Source organism: Alteromonas sp. (assembly GCF_984505615.1).
Genome location: NZ_CFHOXV010000069.1, coordinates 1 through 11,059, shown reverse-complemented (window position 1 = coordinate 11,059; position 11,059 = coordinate 1). Strand labels below are relative to the sequence as shown.

The 11,059-nt window shown below is 49.4% G+C and carries 8 protein-coding genes; 5 read left to right on the top strand and 3 right to left on the bottom strand.

Going from position 1 to position 11,059, the window contains the following annotated elements:
- The coding region (gene topA / locus AC4PME_RS20075; protein WP_491529743.1) for a type I DNA topoisomerase at nt 1-2,613 on the top strand (2,613 nt) is incomplete at its 5' end.
- A 7-nt stretch (nt 2,614-2,620) separates the two neighbouring features.
- Complete coding sequence (locus tag AC4PME_RS20070; protein ID WP_474851381.1) at nt 2,621-3,172, top strand: DUF2058 domain-containing protein; 552 nt, start codon at nt 2,621-2,623, stop codon at nt 3,170-3,172.
- 32 nt (nt 3,173-3,204) lie between these two features.
- On the opposite strand, the gene AC4PME_RS20065 is transcribed toward AC4PME_RS20070, so the two are convergent.
- Entirely contained in the window at nt 3,205-4,188 is a 984-nt protein-coding gene (locus AC4PME_RS20065; RefSeq protein ID WP_491529742.1) for a phosphotransferase, read from the bottom strand.
- Nucleotides 4,189-4,273: 85 nt separating this feature from the next.
- Nucleotides 4,274-7,489, bottom strand: a complete 3,216-nt coding sequence (gene rne, locus AC4PME_RS20060; RefSeq protein WP_491045393.1) for a ribonuclease E — start codon at nt 7,487-7,489, stop codon at nt 4,274-4,276.
- A gap of 638 nt (nt 7,490-8,127) precedes the next feature.
- On the opposite strand from rne, the gene rluC reads away from it, so the two are divergent.
- Nucleotides 8,128-9,078 carry a 23S rRNA pseudouridine(955/2504/2580) synthase RluC gene (gene rluC / locus AC4PME_RS20055; protein WP_119501526.1) on the top strand — a complete coding sequence of 317 codons (951 nt, stop codon included), beginning with the start codon at nt 8,128-8,130 and terminating at the stop codon, nt 9,076-9,078.
- Nucleotides 9,068-9,718, top strand: a complete 651-nt coding sequence (locus AC4PME_RS20050) for an HAD-IA family hydrolase (RefSeq protein ID WP_491045394.1) — start codon at nt 9,068-9,070, stop codon at nt 9,716-9,718. Before rluC ends, AC4PME_RS20050 begins: the two co-directional genes overlap by 11 nt.
- Here AC4PME_RS20050 and AC4PME_RS20045 read toward each other — a convergent pair.
- The gene (locus AC4PME_RS20045) at nt 9,704-10,330 is read right to left on the bottom strand and encodes a Maf family protein (RefSeq protein WP_491045395.1); all 627 of its coding nucleotides are present in this window, start codon (nt 10,328-10,330) and stop codon (nt 9,704-9,706) included. The genes AC4PME_RS20050 and AC4PME_RS20045 overlap by 15 nt on opposite strands.
- Before the next feature lie 189 nt (nt 10,331-10,519).
- On the opposite strand from AC4PME_RS20045, the gene yceD reads away from it, so the two are divergent.
- Nucleotides 10,520-11,053 (top strand): 23S rRNA accumulation protein YceD, encoded by a 534-nt coding sequence (yceD, locus tag AC4PME_RS20040; RefSeq protein ID WP_491045396.1) that lies wholly within the window; start codon nt 10,520-10,522, stop codon nt 11,051-11,053.
- Nucleotides 11,054-11,059 lie beyond the last annotated feature (6 nt).

Genomic DNA, 11,059 nt, shown 5'->3' with positions numbered 1-11,059 from the left:
GTCGAGTCACCAGCAAAAGCAAAAACGATAAATAAATATCTCGGTAAAAATTTTATCGTAAAATCTTCTGTTGGCCACGTGCGCGACCTGCCTACGAAGGCGGTCGGCAATGTTGAGCCCAAAAAACCGGCAAAAGAACTGAAAACGTTAAGCGATGAGGCGCGGGAAGAATATCTGCGCAAATATGAATACCGTAAACTGGTAGATCGCATGGGCGTCGACCCCGAAGCAGACTGGAAAGCACATTATCAGGTGCTTCAGGGCAAAGAAAAAGTTGTCAATGAGCTGAAGAAGCTCGCAAAAGACGCTGACACCGTCTATCTCGCAACGGATTTGGACCGCGAAGGGGAAGCCATTGCATGGCACCTGCGGGAATTGCTTGGCGAGAAGAATAAAACCTATCAGCGCGTGGTGTTTAACGAAATCACCAAAAACGCCATTCAGGAAGCTTTCTCTCATCCCGGTGAAGTTAACACTGACCGCGTGAATGCCCAACAGGCAAGACGTTTCCTTGACCGTGTTGTGGGTTTCATGGTGTCACCGCTGTTGTGGAAGAAAATTGCCCGGGGTTTGTCTGCCGGTCGTGTGCAGTCAGTCGCCGTGCGTCTGGTTGTCGAGCGTGAGCGGGAAATTAAGGCATTTGTACCGGAAGAATTCTGGGACGTACATGCAGATGTAACATCGGGCGCGAAACAGCAACTGCGTATGCTGGTTAACCGTTACCGCGATAAAGCGTTTGAACCGGTTAATAAGAAAGAAACCGATGCAGCGCTGGCCGAACTGGAAAAAGCGCAATACGTGGTTGAAAGCCGTGAGTCTAAACCCACGCAAAGTAAACCGTCAGCACCGTTTATTACATCTACTCTGCAGCAGGCGGCCAGTACCCGTCTTGGTTTTGGTGTTAAGAAAACCATGATGCTGGCGCAGCGATTGTATGAAGCCGGTCACATTACCTATATGCGTACAGACTCAACGAATCTGAGTCAGGAAGCGCTGGATAATTGCCGTGCTTACATCGACGATAATTTTGGTGGCAAGTATCTGCCGGATTCACCTATCCGTTACGGTAGCAAAGAAGGCGCTCAGGAAGCCCACGAAGCGATTCGTCCTTCAAACGTAAATGTGCAGGCAGCGTCGCTTAAAGAGATGGAGAGAGACGCACAGCGCCTGTATGAGCTGATCTGGCGTCAGTTTGTTGCATGTCAGATGACAAACGCAAAATATGATGCCACTACGATCCGTGTAACTGCCGGTGATTATGAACTGGTGGCGAAGGGCCGGGTACTGAAATTTGACGGTTGGACTAAGGTACAGCCACAAATCCGTAAGAAGGGTGATGAAGAGCTGTTACTGCCGGACGTGAAGCAGGGCGAAGCCCTCGATTTGCAGGCCCTGGATCCTAAACAGCACTTTACTAAACCGGTGGCCCGTTTTAACGAAGCTTCACTGGTAAAAGAGCTTGAGAAACGTGGCATTGGCCGGCCTTCTACCTACGCCAGCATTATATCCACGATTCAGGATCGTGGTTATGTCAGGCTGGAAAATAAACGTTTCTATGCTGAAAAAATGGGTGAAATTGTTAATGATCGTCTGATGGAAAACTTCGACGACCTGATGAGTTATGATTTCACTGCCAATATGGAACAGCATCTCGATGACATTGCAGAAGGTAAGAAAAACTGGAAGCAGGTTCTCGACAGTTTCTACAACGATTTCTACGCCAAGTTACTGAAAGCAGAAAAGGACGCTGAAGAAGGTGGAATGCGCACCAATCAGGCGGTCCCGGCTGGAATTGAATGCGACAAGTGTGGCCGTGAAATGAACGTCCGTACCGCATCAACCGGTGTATTCTTAGGATGCTCAGGTTACAACCTGCCTCCGAAAGAGCGTTGCACCAACACCATGAACCTGACACCGGGTGACGAAGTGGTGAAAGTCGATAACGAAGAAGAGCTGGAAACCGAAGCCTTGCGGGCTAAGCGTCGTTGTGACGTATGTGGTACGGCGATGGACAGCTATCTGGTAGATGAAAAGCGTAAACTGCATGTGTGTGGTAACACGCCGACCTGTCCGGGGACTTACGTGGAAGCCGGTACATTTAAGATTAAAGGCTACGACGGCCCGGTTATCGAATGTGATAAGTGCGGCAGCGATATGGAGCTGAAGAACGGCCGGTTTGGTAAATACTTCGGTTGCACCAGCGAAGAATGTAAGAATACCCGTAAGCTGCTGCGTAACGGCGAAGCTGCGCCACCAAAAGAAGATCCGGTGGATTTACCTGAATTGCCCTGTGAGAAGTCTGATGCGCACTTTGTATTGCGTGACGGTGCCTCCGGTATATTCCTCGCAGCACATAATTTCCCTAAATCAAGGGAAACCCGTGCACCAAAGGTTGAGGAACTGGCCCGTTTCAGAGATCGTATTTCGCCTAAGTTTTACTATCTGGCGGATGCGCCGCAAAAGGATCCGGAAGGTAATCCGGCCATTGTGCGTTACAGCAGAAAAACTAAGCAGCAATACGTTATGTCTGAAAATGACAGCGGTAAATCAACAGGGTGGTCGTCCTGGTATCAGGATGGCAAATGGGTAACCCAGGACAAGAAAAAGAAGTAGGTGTCAGGTGGCTTCATTACAGGATCAACTCTTAAAGGCAGGTCTGGCCGATAAAAATTCGGCAAAGAACGCCCGGGCGGAAAAGCGCAAAAAGCAAAAGCTGAAAAATAAGAATCAGCAGGTGGAAGCTGATGCTGCCAAAATCGCTGCTGAACAGGCCGCTGCTGAGAAAAAAGAGCGGGACCGTCAGTTAAATGCTGAACAGCAACAGGAGCGTGAAAGGCGCTCTGTTGCTGCGCAAATCAAGCAACTTATCACGGTGAATAAACAAAGCCGTGACGGTGATACCTTACTGAACTTTACCCACGAAAATGTGGTTAAACGTATGTATGTTTCAGCCGCTGTCCATAAGCAGGTGACGAAAGGCCGTCTGGCTGTGGTTGCTCTCGACGGAGCGTATGAACTGGTGCCGTCACCGGTTGCTGATAAAATTGCCCAGCGTGATGAATCTGTAGTGGTTTACCGTGCCGACCTGGATACCAGCAACAACGAAGGTCAACAGGAAGACGAAGAGGACTGGTACGCCGACTACGAGATCCCGGACGACCTGACCTGGTAATTTTACCGGTTCAGTAGTGCGCCGGCAGGACTTCAGCTTTGTAGTCCCGCCAGTGCATTATCAGTGGAGTCTTGCAACGCCCGGTTAATTTTCACGTGTTCAGGGCTCCAGCCTGCAAGAAAGCGGTGGAAGTCGGCATTTGCCAAATCATAAAGCCCCCGCCATTCTGCCTCCGCAGCTTCTGCATCCGTTTGCGGACAATGTTTTGCAATAGAACCTTTTAACGCTGAGAAATAATGGCGGAGACAGGTTTCTTTACCGTTTCTCTGATCCTCATCACTCAGTGCACTTCCCATGAAATACACTACGTCTTTGATACCCGCCCCGTGACCACAATACTGGAAATCAACTGCGGCACAATCGACAAATTGTTCATCAAAACAGAAGTTCGCCACTTTTGCGTCTCCGTGAAGAAGGGTAGAAAAACGGGCATTTTTAAGGGCGACGTCAATCTGCACGGCAGCAGACTTTAACGGAGAGTCGGGCATGGCTGCCCATTCGTTTTGTCTTGTTCCCAGATGCCAGTAAGTGCCTTCCTTCCATACCTTTCCATCAGAACAATGCATAAAACGTCCGTGGAATTCGCCCAGCCAGCGTAATACGCATTTTGCCTGCGACAGCGTCAGTGAGTGTGTTGTCAGCGGGAATCCGCAGGCAGATAAGTCCTCCATGATAATCAATCTCTTATCGCCTTCAGCACTACCGCCCAGATAGTCAGGTACTTTACATGCTGAATCCGTAAGCGGAGCCAGTTCCTGATAAAAATAATGCTCAACTTCAAATGAGCGGAGCTTTCGCTGATGACTGTGATCTGATTGCCAGCCACGGGGATGTGCTGTGCTGTTTGCCGGCCGGACACATTTCACCACTACAGGTTTACCCGTATCTTTGTTCACCGCTCTGAAACAGGCGCCGTAACCACTCCATAATGACTGGATGAGTGAAGCATCGGTGTATTGTGTTCCGGACACAGTGTTCAGCCAGCTGAGATACTGGCTTAGTGAAAGATCAGTCATTATTTTTACCATTAAAAAAGCCGTACTCAAGGTACGGCTTTGTTATCACGTGCAGGGATTGACAGCCTCATCAGGGCTGTCAGCCTCAGGCTTCTTCAGCAACTGCTGCTTCAGGTGCACTGGCCGGTAACGTCATAGCCGCAGATGCGGATGAAGTCGCCTGTGATACCGATGCTGCTTTACCTGACACCAGCAACGCAGGGCGGCTTTCATCTTTCATTGCGCCTGCTGTTACATCACTGAACACTGCTTCTACAACCGGTGGCAATGCCATCGGATGTGATGCTGATTTTTGTCCGGTGCTGCTTGTTGCTCTGAAAGTGGCTTTCGCAACCGCAGGTTTGGCAACAGGTGCTACGGCTTCAGATTTCACCTCTTTCTCTGCCGTGGCAACTACAGGAGTTTCAGATACCGGTGCTGCTTTTTCAGCAACTTCGGCTACCGTTTCCGTAGATTGTGTTTCAGTTGTACTCTGTTCAGCTACAGATTCAGTTGAACTCTGTGCTTCCTGAGTCGCACTTTCCGTTTCCTGAGCAAGATTCTGCTGTTCAGTTTCTGATTCTGCATGGGCAGCTAGATTAATCTCAACCTGCTCAGGAGAAGCCGGTACAGCGGTCAGCTGATCACCGTCAACACGTACACGGGGTTTCGCTGATTTTGGCTTTTTAACCTGCGTATCTTCTTCAGGATGTGCAATATCAAATTGCAGTTCATCCTGTACTGCGCCGGTAGCTGTATCAGAATCCGCAACTTCAGATGCCTCACTGACTTGCTGTGGTGCGTTGTCCTCTGCTATGTCCCCGGCAGGAGACTGCTCCTTCTTACGACGTTGACCCGCTGCCCGTACATGACGCGGGGAACGACGTGAGCGGCCACGGCTTTCTCGCTTCTGACCATTTTCATCGCCGGAAGCATCCTGTTCAGACGCAGTACTGTCTGCTTGCTCTGTCGTTTCCGCAGAAGCAGATACATCAGTGTTCTTAGCTTTGCTGGTGTTGCTCTGCTCAGCGTCAGCCTGAGTTCGCTCAGGGCTGTCTTGAGTCAGCTCAGGGCCTTTTCGACTCTGCTCAGGGCTGCTAGCCGGTGTTTCCGTAGCAAACTGAGTATCCGAAGGGGCTACAGTCTGTACAGTCTCTGTGACGGCTTCTTTCACTTCAACTGCAGAGTGTTTAGTGTCAGATTTGTCTGTCTGAGGCTGTTGTGTCGCTGACTTATCCGCTGCGTCTTTATTCACACGAACGCTGCGGCGGTTGTCACGACGCTTACGACGCTCGGCAACCTGCTTCTTACGGGCTGGCTGTGCTTCCTGATTGTCAGTTTGCGCTTCGGCCTCACGGTTTTGATTTTGCTGTTCCGGCTTGGCCTTTTTATCTTCCTGCGGCTTACGGCGGGACTTAGGACGGCTGTTACGCTTATCATCCTGGCGTTTCTGAGTCTGCTTACTCTCATCACGCTCATTGCTGTTCTCAGACTGCTTACCACGACGGTTACGGTTGTTGCGTGGTTTTCTGTTGCGGTTGTCATTATTGCGATTATTACGCGGACTACGCGTCTTCTCTTCAGCCTTTGTTTCTTCTTCTTTCTTGTCTTCACCGCCAAGTACAGAAGAAATCCATTTGCCCAGTTTGGTGAACAGGGTTTCAGTGGCTGCCGGTGCAGTTGCTTCTTTCGCTGCAGGCGCTGCTACAGGAGCAGGCGGAGCCTGAGTCGGCGCAACGAGACCTTTCAATGCAGGTTCTTCACGTTTTACCGGTGCTGCAGCAGGCTGATAGGCCTCTGTCTCGTCCTGCTCTTTCAGGGCAACGTTATAGCTTGCATCAGAAATGACTTCATCCGGACGGTGGCGAATAACTTCGTAATGCGGCGTGTCCAGGTGAGGGTTAGGGATCAACAGCAGTGAAACGTTATGGCGCTTCTCGATCACATTGATTGATTTACGCTTTTCATTCAGCAGATAGGTAGCTACCGGTACCGGCAACTGAGCTTCAATCTGACCGGTATTATCTTTGATGCTTTCTTCTTCGATAATCCGCAGAATCGACAGCGCAAGGGATTCTGTACCACGGATCGTACCGTGACCGGAACAGCGCGGACATACATGGTGAGCTGACTCGCCAAGAGAAGGACGTAAACGCTGACGTGACATTTCCAGCAGGCCGAAACGTGAGATACGTCCCAGCTGAACACGTGCACGGTCTGAACGCACAGCATCCTGCATACGTTTTTCAACTTCGCGCTGGTGACGGACCGGTGTCATATCGATAAAGTCGATGACTACCAGACCACCTAAGTCGCGAAGACGCAATTGACGGGCAATCTCGTCGGCGGCTTCAAGGTTGGTATTCAGGGCTGTTTCTTCAATATCTCCGCCTTTTGTTGCGCGGGCAGAGTTAATGTCGATTGATGTCAGGGCTTCTGTCGGATCGATAACAATTGAACCGCCGGAAGGCAGACGGACTTCACGCTGGAAAGCTGATTCGATTTGACTTTCAATCTGGTAGTGACTGAACAGAGGTACGTCACCCTTGTACAGTTTTACACGGTTAGCAAAGTCCGGACGCACCAGTTCGATGTGCTGCAGGGCTTCTTCATAGATGCTGGTTTTATCAATCAGGATCTCACCGATATCACGGCGCAGATAGTCGCGGATGGCACGGACAATAACGTTACTTTCCTGATGGATAAGGAATGGCGCCGCACGGCTTTCAGCGACTTCTGAAATGGCTTCCCAGTGCTTCAGGAGTACTTTTAAATCCCATTCCAGTTCTTCGTAAGATTTACCTACACCAGCAGTACGGACAATCAGACCCATGCCGTCCGGTAATTCCAGGCGGGACAGGGCATCTTTCAGATCCGTTCGCTCATCACCTTCGATGCGGCGGGAAATACCACCTGCGCGGGGGTTATTCGGCATCAGTACCAGGTAACTACCAGCCAGTGACAGGAAAGTAGTGAGGGCTGCGCCTTTCTGGCCACGCTCTTCTTTATCAATCTGAACAATAACTTCCTGGCCTTCTTTAATCACATCTTTGATGTTCGGGCGGCCTTCGAATTTATAACCTTTCGGGAAGTAAGTGCGGGCAATTTCTTTCAGAGGCAGGAAGCCATGACGGTCTGCGCCGTAGTCTACGAAAGCAGCTTCAAGGCTGGGTTCTACGCGGGTAATCTTACCTTTGTATATATTCGCCTTTTTTTGTTCGTGACCCGGGCTTTCAATATCAAGATCATACAGCCGTTGCCCGTCAACCAGGGCAACGCGCAACTCTTCTTGTTGAGTTGCGTTAATCAACATTCTTTTCATTGTATCTAACTCTGTTTTGTACAGCCGCTTAGACACAAAATCAAAATGACACGTGCAAATACGCGTCACCCAGCCTCACGGCTGTGTGCGGGATTTGTTGTTTAGTCGTATTACCCATAAATACCGGCATTTCAGTTAGCCGGACAATTAAATGCGGGGTGTCGGGAACGACGGCCCTTACTATCTTTTTTCATTTTCACCCCCGTCATTACAGGGGCAAAGGTCAATTTAATTCTGTTTGCTAAACGGCGAACTTTATTTTCATCAGTTTGTGCAACGTTCTAAAGGCTTTTGTGCTGCCTTTATAAACCGGACGAATGCGTTTATTCAGTTGTCCGCACAATATTATGGTTCATTAATTAAGTTCGAACCGGATTTTGCTTAAGCATGTTTACTGCAAAATCACACGCGATTATCTCACCAACGTTTCGGGTTTAGCAAGCAAAGTTAACTCCCTTTTGTACTAAAAAACGTCATATTCAGAAATTAATTACATAAAAGACAGGCCCGAACGTAAGAATGGCTGTTCTTTAACCAATCCCGCAGAACGGGAGGACCCTCAATTGTCTGTTGAAATGGTCCCGGTTTGCGCTATTTAGCTTTAGCGTATCTATACTTGCTCAGGTATACTCCCGCCCATGAAAGAAGATACCCCCCAACAAGTTCGTTTCGTTACCATCGAGCCAGATCTCGAAGGGCAGCGCATCGACAATTATTTGCGTACCCAGTTAAAGGGTGTGCCGAAAAGTATGATTTACCGGATTTTGCGTAAAGGTGAAGTGCGGGTAAATAAAGGCAGAGTAAAGCCGGAATATAAGCTTCAGGCTGATGATGTTATCCGCATTCCGCCGGTGCGGGTATCAGAACCCAAAGATACGCCGAATCCGAAACTGGATAAGGTGGCAGAACTTGAGCATTGTATATTGTTCGAGGATGACCGCATTCTGGTCATTAACAAACCTTCCGGCACTGCGGTGCATGGTGGCAGCGGCCTGAATTTCGGTTTGATTGAGGGCCTTAGGGCACTACGGCCCGATGCTCAGTTTATGGAACTGGTGCACCGTCTCGACCGGGACACTTCCGGCTGCATTATCATTGCTAAAAAACGTTCAGCACTGCGCCATCTGCATGCCCAGCTTCGTGACGGACAAATGGACAAGCGCTATCAGGCACTGGTAGCCGGTCAATGGCCTGAAAACCGGTTTAAAGTAAAAGCGCCGTTGTTGAAAAACGTACTGCAATCCGGCGAAAGGCTGGTGAGCGTGAATGAAAATGGTAAGCCATCAGAAACCCGCTATCGCATTCTGACCCGCTATGAGGATGCAACCCTGGTAGAAGCATCTCCTATTACAGGCAGAACGCATCAAATCCGTGTGCATTGCTTGCATGCCGGTCATCCTATTGCCTGCGATCCCAAATATGGCGATGAACAGTTCGATGACACGATGCGCAGCCGTGATTTAAAGCGTCTGTTTCTGCATGCCGCCAGCATTCAGTTCATACATCCGGGTAGCGGAGAAACAGTTCGTTTTCAGGCGCCCCTTGATGAACAACTAACCAGAGCGCTAAAGCAGTTAAATGAAGTATAAATTTGTTATTTTCGACTGGGACGGCACGTTGATGGATTCAGCGGCCAAAATTGTAAATTGTATGCAGCTTGCTGCACGTCAATGCGAAGTAGCGATCCCACCGGCTGAAGCTGTCGGGGGAATTATCGGTATCAGTTTGCGTCCGGCAATTCAAAAGCTGTTTAACATCACTGATGAAGCACTGACAGACCGGCTGTTTGAAGCCTATAAAAATGCGTTTATTGAACAGGACCAGACACCAAGCCCTATGTTTAACGGCACTGAGCAGATGCTCACTTCATTAAAAAATAGCGGACGAACGCTTGCTGTTGCTACCGGTAAAGCGAGAAGGGGACTTGACCGTGCCTGGAAGAACACAGATACCGGTCACTATTTCAGCTTTTCGCGTTGTGCTGATGACGCAGAGTCCAAGCCGTCGCCGGATATGATCCTGCAACTGCTCGCCGAAGCCGGAGTCGATAAGTCGGATGCTGTGATGATCGGGGATACCACCTTTGATATGCAAATGGCGCAGGACGCAGGCATTGCACGTATTGGTGTATCTTATGGTGTGCATGCACAGGTTCACCTGGAACGGTTTGCGCCGCTGGCTATTGTGCACAGCATTGCAGAACTGGAAACATTATTACTCAGTCAGTGAAGTGGCGAGTAACAATAAATCTATCCCGTAACCGGCAAGCATATCCCGCAGAAGCATAACCGGTAAGCCGATGAGGGCATTCGGATCACGGGATTCAATTCGTTCAAACAGCAAGGTACCTTTACCTTCAGACTTAAAGCTGCCGGCGCAGTTATAGGGTTTTTCGTCCCGCAGGTACTGTTCAATGTGTGTTTTGCTGAGTGAACGGAAATGCACTTTTGTTATTTCAGTAGCCGTTGTCTGCTCTTTTGTGGCAGCGTCAATAATGCTCAGGGCAGAATAGAATGTCACGTAGCGGTCGCTGCTTAGTAAAAGCTGCTCCGTTGCAGCCTCATGAGTTCCGGGCTTGCCGAGTATAATTGTGGTGCCGGAACCGGTAGTCAGGGAAGCCACCTGATCGCCGGCAATCACAATACCGTTTTCCGTCTCTGCTGCGACCTTACCGGCTTTTGCTGCCGCCAGCCGTTCTGCCAGCGCTCCCGGCTGTTCATCCGTTAACGGGCTTTCATCTATATCCGGTGCAATAATTGTGGCATTAACACCCAGAGAAGCGAATTGTGCCTGACGGTAAACAGAAGACGTGGCCAGAATAAAGCGGGGAGATGGATACATGAATTCCTCTTTCGGTTACATAGTGTGCAGGATGGTAGTGGGAGTAAGCCATAAATCCGCTATATTTTCGAGTCGCCGGCTGTTTTTATCCCGAATACCTGACAATCTGCCCGCCAACCGGTCGAATCCGGACTAAAAGGCGATTAATCTTTTGACACTGAGATACCAAATCTATAATATGCGCGCCCTATGCAGAAAGTGAAATTACCTCATACCGTCGATCCGGTGAAAAGCGCTGTGAAACGTTCCGATTACCGGGGTGTTATCGCAAGTAAAGATCTGGAACGATTGAATGAAGCTGTTGTCAGCTGTGATGAATGGGTGAACGCAGAAGTACAGTTCGAAAAAGACGCGCAGGGTCTTACTGTCTTTCACGGTCACTTAAGCGCACAGGTAACACTTATCTGTCAGAGGTGTAATGGCGAGTTTCCACACTCACTTCATACCGAATTCTGTTTTAGTCCGGTGCAGGGACAAGATCAGGAAGAGGCAGATGCATTACCCGAAGCCTATGAACCGGTAGAGGTCAACGACCACGGAGAAGTCGATTTACTTCAATTATTTGAAGACGAGTTGATTATCTCATTACCTATCGTAGCCCTTCATGCAGAGGAGGATTGCGGCCTTGGTAAAGATGATATGTCATTTGGTAAAATCAGTCCGGAACATGAGCGACCAAACCCTTTCGCGGTTTTGAAAGAACTTAAGCGAGACCAGGAGTAAGTTATG

Excerpts from the sequence above, each read along its gene's own strand:
- AC4PME_RS20065 (WP_491529742.1), bottom strand. The coding sequence starts at position 4,188 with ATGACTGATCTTTCACTAAGCCAGTATCTCAGCTGGCTGAACACTGTG.
- rne (WP_491045393.1), bottom strand. The coding sequence starts at position 7,489 with ATGAAAAGAATGTTGATTAACGCAACTCAACAAGAAGAGTTGCGCGTT.
- rluC (WP_119501526.1), top strand. The coding sequence starts at position 8,128 with ATGAAAGAAGATACCCCCCAACAAGTTCGTTTCGTTACCATCGAGCCA.
- AC4PME_RS20050 (WP_491045394.1), top strand. The coding sequence starts at position 9,068 with ATGAAGTATAAATTTGTTATTTTCGACTGGGACGGCACGTTGATGGAT.
- AC4PME_RS20045 (WP_491045395.1), bottom strand. The coding sequence starts at position 10,330 with ATGTATCCATCTCCCCGCTTTATTCTGGCCACGTCTTCTGTTTACCGT.
- yceD (WP_491045396.1), top strand. The coding sequence starts at position 10,520 with ATGCAGAAAGTGAAATTACCTCATACCGTCGATCCGGTGAAAAGCGCT.